Origin of the sequence: Nocardia caishijiensis NBRC 108228 (assembly GCF_001612825.1) — a bacterium.
Classification (GTDB): domain Bacteria; phylum Actinomycetota; class Actinomycetes; order Mycobacteriales; family Mycobacteriaceae; genus Nocardia; species Nocardia caishijiensis.
The window spans coordinates 119,106-135,892 of record NZ_BDBE01000031.1 but is presented as its reverse complement, the minus strand read 5'-3'; the positions used below and the strand labels follow the sequence as shown (position 1 = coordinate 135,892).

Here is a 16,787-nt window from a genome sequence, read left to right as displayed (position 1 = left end):
AGGTAGCGGCCCGATTTGGGAACCCACGACCCCATACGCTAAAGTTTCATCTCGTTCAGCCAGCCAAGCTGACACCTGAGCAACAGCCCAGGATAATCCCCTATAGCTCAATTGGCAGAGCAGCCGACTGTTAATCGGCAGGTTTCTGGTTCGAGTCCAGATGGGGGAGCGCAATATCCAGGTCAGGCCTTATTATCAGGCCTGGCCTGACTTCGTATTCGGGTATCGACAAAATCCGACAAGCAGTTCGGGTCGAGCGCGACAGCGTCGGCTGGGCCGACGTGTATGTCATCACGAACCCGCTCAGAACTATGCGGCCGCAGGGTGGAAGTTCGCGCAGGGCGGTCTCGCGCTCATGCCGCGCATGTGGCGGTTCGTCGTGATCGCCTCGGCAGGCTTCGACGAGGACGTCCGGGACTCGGCGGGTTCTTGCAGCTCGACGGCAGTATCTGGGGCAGTGCCGATGCCTCGGTGATGGGCACCTGATTGCCCGGACCGCCGGACAGGGCCGAGGCGGCCTACGACGCCACCACGGGCCGGGTCCGCCCGCGCAGCCACAGATAGCCGACGATTACGGCGGCGAGAACGACGAAGTGGAAGACGACGTCGTCGATCCGTCCACCATTGGCGACGAGGAACAGGCCGAACAGCCACAGGGCCAGCACCGCGCCGAAGCAGCCGTCGAGTTGATGCCGTCCATTCCAGCCTGGTCGCGCCACCCATCGGCGCACCATCGCGGCGAGGGCCGCGGCGAATACCAGTGCGGCCAGCGTCCACACCGCGAACGGGGCCGGGGTGCCGATGAAGGCGACCAGATACAGCATCAGCCACGCCAGTCCCGCACCGAATCCGACCCAGCCGACGGTCGCGGGTCGGGGGCATCGCTTCGTCGGCGTGGTGGTCCACGGTCGGCGGCACCTGCCTGCCAGCCACACCGGGAGGATCACCGCTGCGGTACCGCCGATGATCTGCGCGGCGGACAGGCGGAAATCGGACCGAATGAGCGAGACGAACACGAACACCGCGAACCCGAGGGCGAACACACCCGCGAAGACGTTCAGCGTCGACCGTGACAGCCAGGCGGTGTGTCGTTGGGCGGGAAAGATCAGATGCGTCAACACGATCGGTATGACGATGCTCCACACCGCGTGGTATCCGGTGACCACGACCGCCCACAGCCAGTTCACCTCGAAGGCGCGCCCGTAGACGGTTTCACCGTCCATGCCTTGCGGATTGAAGATCGTCTGTAGTCCGAGCCCTTCCTCGAGGACGGCGAAGGCGACGGCGAGCAACAACAGACCCCACCCGTTCAAGCCAAGGCGTTGCACTACTTCCCGGATCAGCAGCACGCCCGCACCGTAGAAGCAGAGGATCGCAACGGCCCGCAACGGTTGAGCGAGATAGCTGAATCGAAAAGCCGCCCCGACGATTTCGCCGATCAGGGGTGACAGCACGAACAGTACCGCGACCGGCAGCGCGCTCCTGGAACGCTGGGGGCGCACGCGCGGGCCTGCGAAGCGGCGACTACCTGGCATCATGATCGGTTCCCCTCACTGTCACGGCGATGGCGTCGACGAACAGCAACGGCCAATCGCGTTCGAACACCGCGCGGTCGACCTCGCCGCGCTCACGGATCTCCCGTGGCAGGTCCGTCATCGCGTTCATCAGTACCGAGGCGACGAGTTGGGCGTCTGTCGGCCGGAACTGGCCGCAGTCCTGTCCCTCGGTGATGAATGAGCGCAATTCGGTCAAGCCCTTGACCCGCTCCGCGTCCTCGGTCATCCCACCCGCCTGGTCGTGGCGTGTGAACTGGGTCAACACGAGCATGGCAGGCAAGTTGTCGAGGCAGTACGTGGCGAACCGCCGAAGCATCCCCTCCAGTGCCGAGACGTAGCTGTCGTCCACCTCGCCGGGCTGCATCGCGTCATCTACTCGCTGCTGGATCGTCGCGCGCATCTGATCGATCAGGCCCTGTCGGGACCCGAAGTGGTAGTTGATCAGCCCCGGGCTCACCTGCGCGCGCGCCGCTATCGCGGCGTTCGACGCCTTCGCCAGTCCTACCTCCGCGATCGTCTCGATCGCGGCATCCACGAGTTGCCGCCGCCGTGCCAGCTCGATGAAGCTCGCCACCTCTTTTGATGCCACAGTCAGAATTTTAATCGATGAGTCAAATTATCGGCGATGAACGGTCGGATGGCACCCGTCGACAGCTGCGCGGTCGTCGGTTCCACGATCAACCAGCGGGTGGAATCAGGACTTTCGCGAGCAAGTCAGAAGCTGGATCGGCAATGTGCTCTCACGCGGTCGACGCCGGTTCCTCCGTTTCGGGGCGGTCGCCGACAGCGGGTCTGCTTCATGGCACGTGCGCGGTGGCGAAAGCGGTGAATTCGGTGCGGAAGGTGCGGTAGGCCTGGCGTAGGTCGGCGCCGGGCCACGGGGTGGGTAGGAACTCCGGGGGGAGGATCGGGTCGTGGAGGATGTGGCGGACGACGGCTGCCGCTACTTCGAGGCGGTCGCGCATGGTGGCGGCGGTGGCGAGGGCGGCCAGTAGCTTCGTCGCGGTGTCGGCCCAGTCGGTGGGGTGGAAGAGGCGGGTGGCCAACTCGGTGGCGTCGTCGGGGCGGGCGGTCATGTACGTCAGGCGGTGGCTGTCCGTGATCTCGGCCGAGCCCAGGTTGGCCGGGCGGCCCCAGACGCCTTCGCGGATCTCGCCGAACTTGTTGGCCTGCAACGATTCACGGAGCAGGGTGCGGTCGGCCGCGGCCTCGGCGCCGGTGGTGACGATCGCCAGGCGCCAGTCGCCGTCGTAGGGGCGCAGGATGGGGTCGAGGGCGAGGTCCTGCAGTTTCTGGCGGTTCAGCAGTCGGGGGGTGAGTCGGTAGGTCGCGTCGTCACGTTCGAGGTCGCCCGCCGACACCATGCGGGTCAGGGCCGCGCGCACCGTCGACTCCTGCAGGCCGAGTTCGGTTGCCATGTGCACGATCGTCGCTGCCGACGCCTGTGCCGGGTGTGCGCCGAGCAGGACGCTCAGGATCGCCGATCGCGCCGTGAGCCTGCGCAGCGGCAGCGAGTTCCGCACCATCGGTCGATGGTAGCCAGTGGGCGGTGCGCGTCCGAGCAAGGATCGTCGAGCAGGCATTGCAAAATTTCGTCATGCGATGCAAACTTGCAATATCGGTCGAGAGTGAGCCACGACACGGACTGCCGGAAGGATCAGCATGGCAACCCACGAGGTGACGAATCAGGTACCGCCGCTGGTCGACTACGACCCGGCCGAGTACCCGGTGGTGCTGGAAGCGCTGCACCGCGCCGATGCCGGTCACGCGCTCGACGAGTTGCACGAGGTCGGCAGGCTGGCGGGCAGTGCGCAGGCGCAGGAGTGGGGTGACCTCGCCGAGGCGCATCCGCCGGTGCTGAAGACCCATGATCGCTACGGTCATCGGGTCGACGAGGTCGTCTACGACCCCAGCTACCACCAGCTGATGACCAAGGCCATCGGCTTCGGCCTGCACGCCGCGCCGTGGGCCGACGACCGCCCGGCGCCGCACCTCGTTCGGGCCGCCAAGATGAGCATCTGGGCGCAGGTGGACGCGGGCCACGGGTGCCCGATGTCGATGACCTACGCGGTGGTGCCCGCGCTGCGGGCGAATCCCGAACTCGCCGCGCGGTACGAGCCGCTGCTCACCAGTGCGGTCTACGCCCCCGAATTGCGGGTGCCCGCGACCAAGCTCGGCCTCACGGCAGGAATGTCGATGACCGAGAAGCAGGGTGGCTCCGACGTCCGCGCCAACACCACCACGGCCGCGCCCCAACCCGACGGCTCGTACCGGATCACCGGCCACAAGTGGTTCACCTCGGCGCCGATGTCGGACTTCTTCCTGGTGCTCGCGCAGGCGGCAGGCGGACTGTCCTGCTTCTTCGTGCCCCGGGTGCTGCCCGACGGCACCCGCAACCCGTTCCGGCTGCAGCGGCTGAAGGACAAGCTGGGCAACCACTCCAACGCCAGCAGCGAGGTCGAATACGACGACACCGTCGGCTGGCTGGTCGGCGCCGAGGGCCGGGGCGTGCCGACCATCGTCGAGATGGTGAACCTCACCCGCCTCGACTGCATTCTCGGCAGTGCCGCGGGCATGCGCGTCGGGGTCACCAACGCGGCCCATCACGCCGCGCACCGCAGCGCCTTCGGCGCGACCCTCATCGACCAGCCGTTGATGCGCAACGTGCTCACCGATCTGGCCGTGGAGGCCGAGGCCGCGACACTGGCGGGACTGTGGCTGGCCGAGCTCACCGACCGCGCGGTGGCTGGGGACGAGCAGGCCTCGACGCTGCGCCGGATCTCGCTGGCGGTGACCAAGTACCACGTCTGCAAGCGGGGCCCGATCCACGCCGCGGAGGCGCTGGAATGCCTGGGCGGCAACGGATATGTCGAGGAGTCGCGAATGCCGCGGCTGTACCGGGAGGCGCCGCTGATGTCGGTGTGGGAGGGGTCGGGCAATGTCGCGGCTCTGGACACCCTGCGCGCCATGGCCAAGCAGCCCGAGACCCTCGGCGTCTTCTTGGACGAGGTCAAGTCGACGGTAGGCTCCTCGGCCGAGCTCGACGCCGCGATCGCTCGGCTGGAGGGGGAATTCGGCGACTTCGAGACCATGCAGTACCGAGCTCGCCGGGTCGTCGGGCAGATGGCGCAGGTGCTGCAGGGGGCGCTGCTGGTCCGCTACGGACACCCGGCCGTCGCCGACGGGTACCTGCGGACCCGGCTCGCGGGTGACCGCGGCGACGTCTTCGGCACTCTCCCGCTCGGCATCGACACCGCGGCGATTCTCGAACGATCCACACCGAAGCTCGCCTGAGCCCGGACAAGGAGCGCGATCAATGACGATCACACCCGAACGCGATGCCGCCGGTGAAGCCGTCGACTACGCCGAGATGCTGCACGCGCTGGCCGAAGCCTCGGTCGAACGCGGCTTCAGCCCATATCACGACATCGACTGGGACGCAACGGAATTCCAGGTTGCACCGACGGGCCGCCCACGCGGTTTCGCGGTGAACAGGTCCATGAACCTGCGCCCGACCTGCCAGCTGATCTCTATCCGTCGATCCTGAAGGAGCACACTGTGTCCCACCCCGAGCCCGAATCCGGCGGACGAGCAGCGGCCTGGTACGAGAGCTGGACGGAAGGTCCGGACTCGCCGTGGCGGCACCGCCCCGATCCGGACTTCGAGCGCGAGTACTCCACGCTCACCTATGAACGCGACGGCCGGATCGCCAGGATCACGTTCAACCGCCCGGACAAGGGCAACGCGATCACCCCGCACACCCCGCGAGATCTGGCGCACGCGGTGGAGCGGGCCGACCTGGACCCGCGCGTGCACGTGATCGTGGTGTCCGGGCGCGGCAAGGGATTCTGCGGTGGCTACGACCTGGACATGTTCGCCGAGCAGAGCTTCGCGGGCGAGGACGGGCCCGATGAGGTCACCGGGACGGTGCTGGATCCGGTGGTCAACGCGATCAACCACAACCCCCAGGGCGTGTGGGACCCGATGATCGATTACGCCATGATGAGCAGGTTCACCAAGGGTTTCGCCAGCCTGATGCACGCCAACAAGCCGACGGTGGCGAAGCTGCACGGCTTCGCGATCGCGGGCGGCACCGACATCGCGCTGCACGCCGACCAGATCATCTGCGCCGACGACACCAAGATCGGCTATCCGCCCACCCGGGTCTGGGGCATTCCGGCCGCGGGCCTGTGGGCGCACCGGCTCGGCGATCAGCGGGCCAAGCGGCTGCTGTTCACCGGCGACTGCATCAGCGGCAAGCAGGCCGCCGACTGGGGTCTGGCGGTGGAATCGTGCCCCGCCGAGGAACTCGACGAGCGCACCGAGGCGCTGGTGGAGCGCATCGCGCGGATGCCGGTCAACCAGCTGATAATGGCCAAGCTCGCGCTCAATTCCGCGCTCAACACCCAGGGCGTCGCCAACTCGGCCATGATCAGTACCGTCTTCGACGGCATCTCCCGGCACACCAGGGAGGGCTACGCATTCCAGACTCGTTCGGCCACTGTCGGTTTCCGGGAGGCGGTCCGCGAGCGCGACGAGCCCTACGGCGACCACAAGCGCGCCCAGTTCGAGTGGTGATGCCTACCTTGGGTGGCCCCGTTCGCACTCTTGTGGGCTGCCGATCCCGAATAGCTCGCCTCGCGCGAAACCGCCCGAAAATTCGAATATGCGGCGGCACCAACGAAATCATGGAAGAACTCATCGCCTGGTCCCTGTGACCGAGGAGGGCCTCACCTGTGACCGAGCATCTCGTGACCGTCGAACACGACGGTCCAGTGACCACCATCAGCATCAACCGGCCGCACGCCCGCAACGCCGTGGATCGCGCGACGGCCGAAGCGCTGGCCGACGCCTTTCGCGCCTTCGACGCCGATCCCGACACAGCGGTGGCCGTCTTCCGCGGTGCAGGCGGAACCTTCTGCGCCGGAGCCGATCTCAAGGCCGTGGCGGCGGGCGACCCGAATCGTTTCCAGCCGGACGGTGACGCCCCGATGGGCGTCTCGCGGTTGCGGCTGTCCAAGCCGGTGATCGCCGCCGTCAGCGGTTACGCCGTGGCCGGTGGTCTCGAACTGGCCATCTGGGCCGACCTGCGGGTTGCCGACGAGGACGCGGTATTCGGCGTCTTCTGCCGCCGCTGGGGCGTGCCGCTGATCGACGGTGGCACCGTGCGCCTGCCCCGGTTGATCGGGACCAGTCATGCCATGGACCTGATCCTTACCGGGAGACCGGTTGGGGCCGACGAGGCCTTGCGGATGGGGCTGGTCAACCGCGTCGTGCCGAGCGGGCAGGCGACCGCCGCCGCACAAGCACTCGCCCGCGAACTGGCTTCCTTCCCGCAGACCTGCTTGCGCCAGGACCGGCTGTCCTTGCTGGAACAGGACGGCCTGACCGAAACCGCGGCGCTGGCCAATGAATTCGAGCACGGCGCCATCTCGATATCCCAGGGTACCCTCGCCGGTGCGATCCGCTTCGCCGACGGCGCGGGCAGGCATGGCGCGTTCGGCGACCATGGAGAAAGAGGTAAGAATTCGGCCGGGCGCGACACCAAGAGGACATGACTGTTCAACTGACGTGGGCCGCGGTGTCCGCGCTCGACTCCGTGCCCGGGGAGGTTCGGAAATGGCGCAGCCGGTGGTTGGTGGCATCGGGATTTCCGCCGTGGTTGGCTGAGACGGTGACGTCCGATCCCGAGGTCGATGTGCATGCGTTGTCGCAGCTCGTCGATCAGGGCTGCGCGCCGGAGCTGGCGGTGCGGATCCTGGCTCCGCTGCCGGAGCAACCGCGATGAGCACGCTCCCACCAACCACCTCGGGGGTCGCGCGACCGGCCGCCGATCAGGAGTGGCTCACCGACCTGGTCGACGACGGCCCCGCCGGTCGGCAGGCGGTGCGGCGCCTGCGCGAGGTGCTGCTGCGCGCCACCCGCCATCAGATCTGGCGGCTGCGTGACCTGCTGCCCGGCGCGGGCACCGCCGAACTCGAAGACCTGGCCCAGCAATGCGCCGACGACGCCGTGGTCGCTGTGCTGCACCGACTTTCGACGTTCGAAGGGCGCAGCCGGTTCACCACCTGGGCGTACAAATTCGGGGTGAACATCGCGGGCGTCGCCGTGCGCAGGCAGGCGTGGCGGCACCGCGAGATCCTGCTGCCGGATGCCCTCACCTGGCACATCGACCCCGCGCAGACCCCGGACGCCCTCGCGGGTGCCGCCGACCTCGCCCGCGCGCTCGAAGCGGCCATCTCCCGCGAACTCACCCCGCATCAACGCCGCATCCTGCTGTCGCTGGTGGTGGAACAGGTGCCCATCGACGTGCTGGCCGAACGGCTCGGCAGCACCCGCAACGCCCTCTACAAGACACTCCACGACGCCCGCCGCAAGCTGCGCGCCGCCCTGGTCGCGAGCGGGCATCTCGACAACCGTCCCGATCGGAGCGCCCCATGACCGATCCGACCCCCACGATGCTCGACGCCCTGCTGGCCGACACCAGCCCGTACCTGTCGTGTGACGAGTGCTTCGACCGCATCGACATCTACGTCGAGCGTCGTCTGGCCGACCCCGGCTACGACGACCCCGCCATGCGCATCCATCTGGCCGGTTGCGGCGCGTGCGCCGAGGAGGAGCGCACCCTGCGCGAACTGCTCGCCCAGGATCTGAACGGGTCCTGAGCGGTAAGACACGACGCGCCCGCCGCCACAAACACTGCGAACCACATTCCGCGCGGCCGTCGCGCGACCGCGCCCACTGCGAGGAGAACACCATGACCGCCCCGACCGCTCACGCTGTTTCCGTCAAAGATCCCGGCTACCAGGCTTTCTGGGCCCTGCGGCTCGGTTTCGGAATCCTGCCGATCCTGTTCGGTCCGACAAGTTCACCACCCTGCTCACCGCCGACTGGACCCGCTACCTCGCCGAAGCCTTCGACACCCTCGCCCCCGGCGACGCGAACACCGCCATGCAGATCGTCGGCGTGATCGAAATCGTCGCGGGCATAGCGGTTCTGGTGCTGCCCCGATTCGGTGCCCCGTTGGTCGCGATCTGGCTCGCCGCGATCATCGTCGACCTGCTGATGGTCGGCGGCTACGGCGACATCGCCCTGCGTGACTTCGGTCTGCTGGCGGCGGCCCTGGTCCCCACCCGCCTCGCCTGGGCCTACCCGAACGGTCTGCCCGCCCGCTCCTGAACCGCCGCGACCTGGGATTATTTCGGAAAGTTGGGATCGGTAGGCGGCACGGTCCACGTCTACTGAACGCATGACATCTTCTCACTTGCCCCCGAACCGCCCCCAGTCCACCGGCGTCGACAAGAAGACCGGTGCGATCCTGTCCTACGCGCTGGGCTGGGTGACCGGCATCGTCTTCCTCTTCGTGGGAAAGCACGACCCCGACGTGAAATTCCATGCCGCGCAATCGGTGATCTTCTTCGGAGCGGTCTCGGTGCTCAACATCGTACTGAGCATCCTCGGCTCGCTCCTGGGAGCCCTGGGGATCATCGTCAGTCTCGCCGGGCTCGCGCTCGGACTCTTCACGATCGTCGTCTGGATCATGGCGATGGTCCAGGCGAACAACAAGGCCGGTGCCCGCGCCGAACTCCCCATCGTCGGAAAGCTCATCGCCCCCTATGCCGACCAGTTGGCCGCTTCGATCAAGTAACCACACACCCGACCCCGGAAGGCAACGACCCGAATCCCCTCGGGCCGTTGCCTTCCGCGAGCGAACCGGGACCGCACTCGACGGCATCTGTACGGCTATGAGCCACCATCGGACCATCGCGCTGTCGGTGTGCGCGCTGACCATCGTCTCGACCGCGATCCTCACCGGCTGTCGAATCGGCGCGGACGATCGGAAGACGCCCGCCGAAGCGGAACCGCCGACACTGCGCGAGGTGAATCCCGCGGACTACCGTTTGTCGAACGGTGGCTATGCGTTCGCCACCGATTTCGGCGCGAGGTGCATGCTGGTCACCGAAGGTACCCACCCGAACATTCACTGCTACCTGAGCTTCCGGGACTCCGAACCACTCGTCGAGGACCCGGAATCGGGCAAGCCGGTGGCGCCTGACTCCATTCTCATCGACGAACAGGGTGCTCGGATCGTCGCCAGTACATCAGGGGGACAGGACTTCTTCGACCTGCCACTACTGCCCGCCGACTCGCGGCTGAGCATCGGGAAGTTCAGCTGCACCCTCGGCGTGACGCTCGTGTGCACCACCGATCGCGGATCCTTCGCCTTCGACCCCACCACGGCGACCGCGTCCCTACCGGCTCCGCCCACATCCACCAGCCGACCGTCGTCGCCGAGCGAAACCACCCCGGGCCAGGGGACGTTGTGCGGACAACTCGGCGAGGACAACGTCCTCGTGAACCGCGGACAGGTCGACTGCGCAACCGCGATGTCGGTGATGACCAGATACCGTGACCCCGCGACCGTCACCGACGGCAATGCCCAGCACGCCACCGTGGACGACTGGTATTGCGCCACACCGACTCTCGGCAAATCCACAATCAACGGCTACCGGTCCGCCTGTGAGCGAGCGAGTGGTACCGACGAGATCATGCTGAAAGGCTCGACCGAGCCGATCCTGAGCAATGTCGTCAACGCCGAGGACTACGAGTACTCCGGACAGAGCTACGCGCCCCGCACCTTCTTCTTCCGCACCCCGGCGGCGAACTTCTACTGCGCGATGAGGGCGGCTCCGTCCGGCACCACGCTCGATGTCACCGCGGGCTGCAACGGTGCCACTGCCGACGGGATGCCCGCCGATGCCCCGGACCTCCCCAGTGGTTCCTCCGGTGCCCCACGCAAAGCGACCGCCATCGAGCTCACCGCCTCGGGCTCGCACTTCGCCGCGCAAGGATCCCCCGGCTTCACCAACCTCGACGACACAGCTGGAACGAAACCCCTCGCCGTGGGCGACACGATCTTCGTTTACAGCAACTGGTGCACAGTCACCACTACCGACAGCATCACCTGCACCGACGGCACCCACCGATTCCGCATCACTCCGAGCACATCGACACTCGAATAGCTCCGAGCAGCCGGGGCGGTCGCGGCGTCGATCGTGCCGATGACGCCTTCCGGCGCGGAGCCGGTTCATCTCGTCTGTTCTTTGAGGTAGACGAGGACCGCGCGTACGCGGCGGTCGTCTTCGGTGTGGATTTCCAGGCCGAGTTTGTCGAAGATGCGCATGATGTGGCTTTCCACAGTGCGTTTCGTGCAACCGAGGGCGCGGGCGATCGCCGGGTTCGATTTGCCCTCGGCCATCGCGGCCAGCACTTCGCGTTCGCGGTGGGTCAGTTCATCGATGGCTCGATGTCCGCGATGCGGACGTTGCAGCAGGAGAGTGACCAGCGTCGGTTCGATGGCGGTCCCGCCCGCGGCGATCTGATGCAGGGCGCCGATGAAGGCGGCGACGTCGCCGCACCGGTCCTTGAGCATATAGCCGATGCCCCGCGCGCCGCCCGCCAGCAGTTGCACCGCTTCCTCGGTCTCCACATGCGCCGACAACAGCATCACCGCGGTTCCGGGATAGCGGGCCCTGATCGCGGCCGTGGCTGCCAACCCTTCGGTCCGGTGCAGCGGCGGCATCCTGATATCGACGATCGCCAGGTCGGGGCCGTGCTCCTCGATCAGCGCGAGCAGCGCGTCGGCGTCGCCCGCCTCGCCGACGACCGACATCCCCTCGTGCTCGAGCAGGTGGCGCAGCCCGGTTCGGAACAGCACCTCGTCATCGGCGAGAACGACACGCAATGTCATGGAGACACCTCGGTGAAGGGCAGGGTCGCGGTGACCGTCGTCCCGGCACCCGCCGGACTCAGGACGGTGAGGCAGCCGCCGATCGCCCCCGCCCGATCGACCAGGCCGTCGAGTCCGCCACCCCTGGTCAGGGCGGCGCCCCCTCGGCCGTCGTCGCGCACGACCAGCACCAGGTCCGCCGCGTCCCGGTCGATGGTGATCTGGACGTATTCGGCATCGGCATGTTTGCCTGCGTTGGTGATGGCCTCCGCCGCGATGTAGTACGCGGCCAATTCGGTTGTCGGGCCGGGACGTTCGGTCAGCGAGCTGGTGAGTTCGATGGGTAGCGGATTGCGCTCGGCGAGTGAATTCAGCGCGGCGACCAGCCCGTAGTCGGTGAGCGTCGCCGGATACACACCTCTGGCGAGCTCACGCAGACCGGCCAGAGCTGTTCGGGCGGATTCGGTTCCGGCGTCGAGATGCCCGCGCAGCTCGGCGACGGTGTGCGATTGCTGCGCACGACCGAGATGCAGGATCGCGGTGACGAGGAGTTGCTGGGCACCGTCGTGCAGGTCGCGACCGATGCGCTGACGGTGGACATCGCCCGCGTGCACGATGCGGGCGCGGGACTCACGCACCTCGAGCAACTGCTCGTGCAGCTCGCGTTGCAACCGCTTGTGCTCGAGTGCCAGGCCGACGGTCAAGCGCAACGCACCACGCAACTCCCGCTGCACGAACAGCGCACGGTCGTGCAACACGGCACCCACCCGAGCGCCGGACCGGTCGACGAGGGTCACCGCCCGACCCGGTGGCGTGGGATCAACCACCCGAGGCGCACCCTGACCGTCGACATAGGTTCCGGCACGCTCGTCGTAGGTCAGGATCTCCAGGTCCGGGTCGTGCACGATTCGCCGCAGCGACTCGACGAATCCATCGGTGAGCGGGGCGGATCCGAGTTCGGTCAGCGCGGTGTGGATCGCCGCGTGCGTGAACCGGTACCGGCTCACGATCACGACCGCGGTGAGCGGCAGCAGCACGACACAGGGATTGCGGAACGACAGCACCCATTCGCCCTGTAGCCAGGAGCGTTTCGTGGTCGCGATCAACACCACCGCGAGCACGACGAAGCCGATCAGACTGATGACGAGCACCGGTGCGAATTCGGAACGATAGCTGCGCGTGCCCCGGATCCAGCGCGTGATCAGAGCGCCGGTGAGCACGATGGCGAAGGCGGCCATCGTGTATCCGACCCCGAGTTGCAACGCGCTCGCCAGCTCGGGCCGATGGTCGATCAACAGCAGATTCCGTGACGTGGACTCGTGTCGCGCGTCGGCGAGGCGGGGATCGAAGAACAACCATTCGATCGCCACGCCCACCGTCGCCAGCGCCCAGCACAGCCCGACGAACACCTTCTCCCAGCGTTTGCGCAGATGCCCGGACGGGTAGCCGAGCACGAGGTGGATGACGATGGGCAGAGCGGTGTTGGTGAGGATGACGCCCGCCGTGAACAGCGCGGGCGTGTCCGACCTGCGAACCAGGCACGCCAGCGAGAGCAGACCTGCGGCGATCATGAACTTGCCGGTCGCGTAGCGGGGTCGTAGATGCCAGATGGCCAGGCCCGCGGCGACCGTCGCGACCGAGGTCAGCACGGAGACCACGAGTTCGGTCACGGTGAACGCGGGAAGGTAGCCGCCACGGTCAGCCACGAAGGCCTCCATGGGCCCGAGCGACAGCGCCCGCGCCGGATCGCGCACCGCGGTCGGCGACCAATCCGTCGATGCCACACCGACAGCGGTGATCACGGCGGTGAGAGCCGACACGATCGCGACTCGCCCCATCACCCGCCCCCCGATCTCCTGCTGGTTCAGCATAACGCGACGGCGCGGCAGTGAAATGCGTTGAGGAGAAAGAAGATCGGTCGACGCTCACCCTGTGTCTCCGATCCGACCGGTCGGTCCCGGGTGTGGCATTGCCGCCGCGCCGGTGTTGTTGTGGTTGTTTCCCCTTCAGAATATTCGCCGGTGGGGCCGGACGAATCGGGGCGTATACGGACATCGCTCTCCGTGTGTGCACGGAGAAATGGAAATGCGTGCACACACGCAGATTGTCGTCGGTGTATTCAGCAATAGTGCGCGCCCGGCTGAGGTGGATACCGTAATCGATATCGAACTACCGAATTGCGGGGAATTATCGTGAACGCAGCCATCCGTGAAATCCGTCCGGACAATGAACGATCGGACGACGACTGGTTCGGGCAGTGGCACGGGCGCACGCTGTCCGACGTGCCCGTCCGCCGCCAAGCGGAGGTGTTCGAGTGGATGTACGGCACCACACTCCCTCGGATCACTCAGCACGCGGAGCGTGTCGCATGGCGGGCGCTCGCCGGTCATCTGCGGCACCACAGCGACGACATCGCCTCCCGGGTGGCCGAGGACCTGGTCCTGAAACCGCTGCCTGCCCGGCAGGTCGTCAACTGGCGGGCATACGTGGAAACCAATGTGCTGCAATGGAAGGTGAAGGAGCTGCTGCGCCGGGAGAGTGCGCGGAAGCGGGACGCGGGCCACCGGGTCGACGACCTCGACCTCGCGGGCAGGCTGGCCGCGCGACCGATCCTCGATGAGATGTCGATGCTGGAACTGCGTGAGTTCTGTGCCGCCCTCGTCGCTGGACTTCCCGACTGCTACCACCCGGTCTTCCGGGCGATCTTCACGGTCACCGAGGACGGTTTCGATCGACGCACGATCGTCGAGGTGGCGGCACTGCTGGGCATTCCCGACGGCACCGTGCGGCGAATCAGCTCCCGGGGGATGCCCCTGCTCCGCGACCTCACCCGGTCGGCATTGCGTGCGGCGGCCTAGGCCGAACTCGACATCTCGAATTCCGAACCGATGTCGTTGTTGCGCGCATCAATTTCTGTGAATCGATGCTCCAGCCCGAGGAAATTCCCATGTATTCAATTGTCGCCGCGATCATCGCGACCGCCGTTCTCTGCTCGCCTGGTCCCCGAAATATCGGTGGATTCGAGCCCGTCTATATCGGCCCGTTCGAATCCGAAGCCGCGTGCGAGGAGAAGTCGCTGGAGACCGGAATCCGGATTCCGTACGACGAGAACGGGAAGCCGGGTCTCGCGCTGATCCCCGAGTGCGTTCTCCGGCCCGACTCGAAGTGGTACCTGAAGACCTGACCGTGACGCGCCGTCGGGGTTGATGGTCGCAGAGACGGGTCTGCGGTTCCGACCACGACCGGGTACCGCCTCCGCTCAGAAGTTACTAGCTGTTTTGAACATCGACGGACCCGATGGCGCAGGGTCACGGGCGGCCTCCGTAGCGCCGCCGATCGGGGGCATGGTGATGAAATATCGGATTGAAACACGTTCTAGGTGGATAATCTTCCGTGTTGATGCTCCGATTCCGGCCGTATCGCGCGCCTCGTCACGGCTTCCGAAAACGCGCGTCCGACTCCGTCTTCCGCTGTTAAGTTAATACTCATTCCGCGACGCGCCGACGACTCGAAGCTGTCGTTGCCTGCGGATCGCGGTGTGCTCGTACTCGACGAGGAGTGAGGCAATGGATGGACTCAACAGGCGCGATGCGCTGAAAGCCGGTGGCGTCCTCGGGGCGCTGGGAGCGTTCGGATTGGCGACGAGCGCGCGGGCGGAGCCGTGGTCGTGGTCGCCCGAGGAATCGGTCGCCGGGTCGGGGTCGGGGGTCGACCCCTTGACGGTGTGGGATCCCGAGGCCGACCCGGTGGTGGCGCGGTTGATCGACAGCGGGCAGGTGCCTCGGGTCAACGAACTGTTGCGCACCTGGACACGCAACGGTCAGCCGTTGCCCGACGGGTTGCCCACGGAGCTCCGGGATTTCATGGAGTACGCGCGGCGGATGCCGCAGTGGACCGACTACGGCAAGCTGAACACCGCGATCGAGTTCAACAAGAAGCGCGGGCTGTATCTCGGGGTGCTGTACGGGTTCGCCAGCGGGATGATGAGCACCGTCATCCCCAAGGAGGCGCGCTCGGTCTACTACTCCAAGGGTGGGCACGACCTCGAGGACCGTATCTCCAAGACCGCCAAGCTCGGCTACGACATCGGCAGCAACAACGCCTATGCCGCCGACGGCGAAATGATCATCACCTGTGTGAAGACCCGTCTGGTCCACGCGGCGGTTCGGCATCTGCTGCCCCAGTCGCCGCACTGGGTGCAGTCGGCTGAGGAAGACGTGCCGATCAGCCAGAACGACATCATGGTCACCTGGCACAGCCTGCCGACCACGGTGATGAAGCACCTCACCAACTGGAAGGTGCCGATCCCGCACCACGAATCCGAAGCGTTCCTGCATTCCTGGCAGGTGGCCGCGCACATGCTCGGCGTGCGCGACGAGTACATCCCGAAGTCGTGGCCGGCCGCGAATTCCCAAGCGGCGCAAGTACTCGACCCGATCCTGCAGGCCACGCCGGAGGGCGCCAAGCTCGCCGACCGGTTGCTCAGTCTCGGCGCCAATATCGACCTGGCCGTTCTCACCAAGCCGGTGCTCGGCTCGTTCACCCGGTTCCTGCTCGGTGACAAGATCGCCGACGGTCTCGCCATTCCGCGTGAGCCCGTCTGGGATCCGTTGCTGCGCTTCAGTTGGGGCCCGTTCATCGCGGTGCGTGAGGGCGTGCTCGGTGCCGTCCCGCCGGTGGGCGACGCCTACTGGTTGCTCGACGAGTTCCTCCGCAAGGCGGCCCTCACCTACCTCGCCGAACTGCGCCTGCCCATCAGCATCGAGATCCCCACGATGAACCGCGACATGAGCGTCCCCCCGCGCTGATCCACCCGAATCGACCGAGGAGCATTATGCGTACCACCCTCCGCCTCACCGCCGCCGCGATCGTCGCGACCGGCGTACTCTCCGCGACGGCCACCGCTGTCGCCCAACCGGCACCGATCGCCGCCGAGTCCGACACCGGTTCCGCCGCGGCCGATGCCGGTTCGGCGGCCGGACAGTCGGCCGTCTACCTCGCCCAGAACGGTGATCTGATCGGTCTCATCGTTCTACTCGGCATCACCCCGTTCCAGATGCTGACCAGCGGGATCTGCGACCTGGCCACCATGTCCTCGCTCTACAGCCCCTGCTCGCCCGGCCGCACCCACTACACGGTCGCGGATGCGGAACTGTTGCCGAACAACTGAATTCGACCGCTGCCGCCGGATCGATGCGTCTCGAACCGGCGGCGGCCCCGCCGCTGTTCACCGGTTGCCGGGTGTGACCAGGCCGGATTCGTAGGCGAAGACGACGAGTTGGGCCCGGTCGCGGGCCCGGAGTTTGGTCATGGCCCGGTTGAGGTGGGTCTTGGCGGTGTGCGGGCTGATGAACATGCGGGTGGCGATGTCGTCGTTGGACAGGCCACGCGCCGCCAGCGCGACGGCTTCGCGTTCGCGGGCGGTGAGGTCGTCCAGGCCGGAACCCACAGGGGGAGTGGGTGGTTCGGTGACGTGCCGTCAGCGGCCTCGGCGACCACCT

General features: G+C 66.8%; 20 protein-coding genes and 1 tRNA gene. 15 read left to right on the top strand and 6 right to left on the bottom strand.

Annotated elements, in window-relative coordinates:
• Positions 1-96 precede the first annotated feature (96 nt).
• Positions 97-169 (top strand) — tRNA-Asn (locus NC7_RS16555).
• Between the two features lie 349 nt (positions 170-518).
• Here NC7_RS16555 and NC7_RS16550 read toward each other — a convergent pair.
• The 3 genes from NC7_RS16550 to NC7_RS16540 form a co-directional block, all read right to left on the bottom strand.
• A complete protein-coding gene (locus NC7_RS16550) occupies positions 519-1,538 on the bottom strand; it encodes an AF_0692 family protein (RefSeq protein ID WP_157102037.1) in 1,020 nt (339 codons plus the stop codon).
• Positions 1,525-2,145 carry a TetR/AcrR family transcriptional regulator gene (locus NC7_RS16545; protein ID WP_159372887.1) on the bottom strand — a complete coding sequence of 207 codons (621 nt, stop codon included), beginning with the start codon at positions 2,143-2,145 and terminating at the stop codon, positions 1,525-1,527. Before NC7_RS16545 ends, NC7_RS16550 begins: the two co-directional genes overlap by 14 nt.
• A gap of 208 nt (positions 2,146-2,353) precedes the next feature.
• A complete protein-coding gene (locus NC7_RS16540) occupies positions 2,354-3,082 on the bottom strand; it encodes a PaaX family transcriptional regulator C-terminal domain-containing protein (protein ID WP_067984039.1) in 729 nt (242 codons plus the stop codon).
• Positions 3,083-3,218: 136 nt separating this feature from the next.
• On the opposite strand from NC7_RS16540, the gene NC7_RS16535 reads away from it, so the two are divergent.
• From NC7_RS16535 to NC7_RS16490, 10 genes are all read left to right on the top strand, one after another.
• Positions 3,219-4,850 carry an acyl-CoA dehydrogenase family protein gene (locus tag NC7_RS16535; protein ID WP_067984037.1) on the top strand — a complete coding sequence of 544 codons (1,632 nt, stop codon included), beginning with the start codon at positions 3,219-3,221 and terminating at the stop codon, positions 4,848-4,850.
• Positions 4,851-4,872: 22 nt separating this feature from the next.
• Positions 4,873-5,103 carry a hypothetical protein gene (locus NC7_RS16530; protein WP_067984034.1) on the top strand — a complete coding sequence of 77 codons (231 nt, stop codon included), beginning with the start codon at positions 4,873-4,875 and terminating at the stop codon, positions 5,101-5,103.
• A gap of 11 nt (positions 5,104-5,114) precedes the next feature.
• Entirely contained in the window at positions 5,115-6,134 is a 1,020-nt protein-coding gene (locus NC7_RS16525) for a crotonase/enoyl-CoA hydratase family protein (protein ID WP_067984033.1), read from the top strand.
• Positions 6,135-6,292: 158 nt separating this feature from the next.
• Positions 6,293-7,114, top strand: coding sequence for a crotonase/enoyl-CoA hydratase family protein (locus NC7_RS16520; RefSeq protein WP_067984031.1), 822 nt, complete (start codon positions 6,293-6,295; stop codon positions 7,112-7,114).
• Positions 7,111-7,344, top strand: a complete 234-nt coding sequence (locus tag NC7_RS16515) for a hypothetical protein (RefSeq protein ID WP_067984029.1) — start codon at positions 7,111-7,113, stop codon at positions 7,342-7,344. The genes NC7_RS16520 and NC7_RS16515 overlap by 4 nt, the downstream gene beginning before the upstream one ends.
• A complete protein-coding gene (locus tag NC7_RS16510) occupies positions 7,341-7,997 on the top strand; it encodes an RNA polymerase sigma factor (protein ID WP_067984026.1) in 657 nt (218 codons plus the stop codon). Before NC7_RS16515 ends, NC7_RS16510 begins: the two co-directional genes overlap by 4 nt.
• On the top strand, positions 7,994-8,221 hold the full coding sequence (locus NC7_RS16505) for a hypothetical protein (protein WP_067984025.1): 228 nt from the start codon (positions 7,994-7,996) through the stop codon (positions 8,219-8,221). The genes NC7_RS16510 and NC7_RS16505 overlap by 4 nt, the downstream gene beginning before the upstream one ends.
• 286 nt (positions 8,222-8,507) lie before the next feature.
• Positions 8,508-8,735 (top strand): hypothetical protein, encoded by a 228-nt coding sequence (locus NC7_RS30420; RefSeq protein ID WP_307613598.1) that lies wholly within the window; start codon positions 8,508-8,510, stop codon positions 8,733-8,735.
• 70 nt (positions 8,736-8,805) lie between these two features.
• Positions 8,806-9,204 (top strand): DUF4870 domain-containing protein, encoded by a 399-nt coding sequence (locus NC7_RS16495; RefSeq protein ID WP_067984022.1) that lies wholly within the window; start codon positions 8,806-8,808, stop codon positions 9,202-9,204.
• A gap of 97 nt (positions 9,205-9,301) precedes the next feature.
• Positions 9,302-10,579, top strand: a complete 1,278-nt coding sequence (locus NC7_RS16490) for a hypothetical protein (RefSeq protein WP_067984020.1) — start codon at positions 9,302-9,304, stop codon at positions 10,577-10,579.
• Positions 10,580-10,644: 65 nt separating this feature from the next.
• Here NC7_RS16490 and NC7_RS16485 read toward each other — a convergent pair whose 3' ends face one another.
• Complete coding sequence (locus NC7_RS16485) at positions 10,645-11,307, bottom strand: response regulator (RefSeq protein WP_067984018.1); 663 nt, start codon at positions 11,305-11,307, stop codon at positions 10,645-10,647.
• On the bottom strand, positions 11,304-13,157 hold the full coding sequence (locus NC7_RS16480) for a sensor histidine kinase (RefSeq protein ID WP_067984016.1): 1,854 nt from the start codon (positions 13,155-13,157) through the stop codon (positions 11,304-11,306). The genes NC7_RS16485 and NC7_RS16480 overlap by 4 nt, the downstream gene beginning before the upstream one ends.
• Before the next feature lie 321 nt (positions 13,158-13,478).
• Here NC7_RS16480 and NC7_RS16475 point away from each other — a divergent pair, with 321 nt between their 5' ends.
• The 4 genes from NC7_RS16475 (at position 13,479) to NC7_RS16460 (ending at position 16,456) form a co-directional block, all read left to right on the top strand.
• Complete coding sequence (locus NC7_RS16475; protein WP_067984014.1) at positions 13,479-14,144, top strand: sigma factor-like helix-turn-helix DNA-binding protein; 666 nt, start codon at positions 13,479-13,481, stop codon at positions 14,142-14,144.
• Positions 14,145-14,233: 89 nt separating this feature from the next.
• Complete coding sequence (locus tag NC7_RS16470; protein ID WP_067984011.1) at positions 14,234-14,470, top strand: hypothetical protein; 237 nt, start codon at positions 14,234-14,236, stop codon at positions 14,468-14,470.
• A 382-nt stretch (positions 14,471-14,852) separates the two neighbouring features.
• A complete protein-coding gene (locus NC7_RS16465; RefSeq protein ID WP_067984010.1) occupies positions 14,853-16,094 on the top strand; it encodes an oxygenase MpaB family protein in 1,242 nt (413 codons plus the stop codon).
• A gap of 26 nt (positions 16,095-16,120) precedes the next feature.
• Positions 16,121-16,456 (top strand): hypothetical protein, encoded by a 336-nt coding sequence (locus tag NC7_RS16460; RefSeq protein ID WP_067984008.1) that lies wholly within the window; start codon positions 16,121-16,123, stop codon positions 16,454-16,456.
• Positions 16,457-16,513: 57 nt separating this feature from the next.
• Here NC7_RS16460 and NC7_RS30535 read toward each other — a convergent pair whose 3' ends face one another.
• Complete coding sequence (locus tag NC7_RS30535) at positions 16,514-16,735, bottom strand: response regulator transcription factor (protein WP_067984006.1); 222 nt, start codon at positions 16,733-16,735, stop codon at positions 16,514-16,516.
• Between the last annotated feature and the right edge of the window lie 52 nt (positions 16,736-16,787).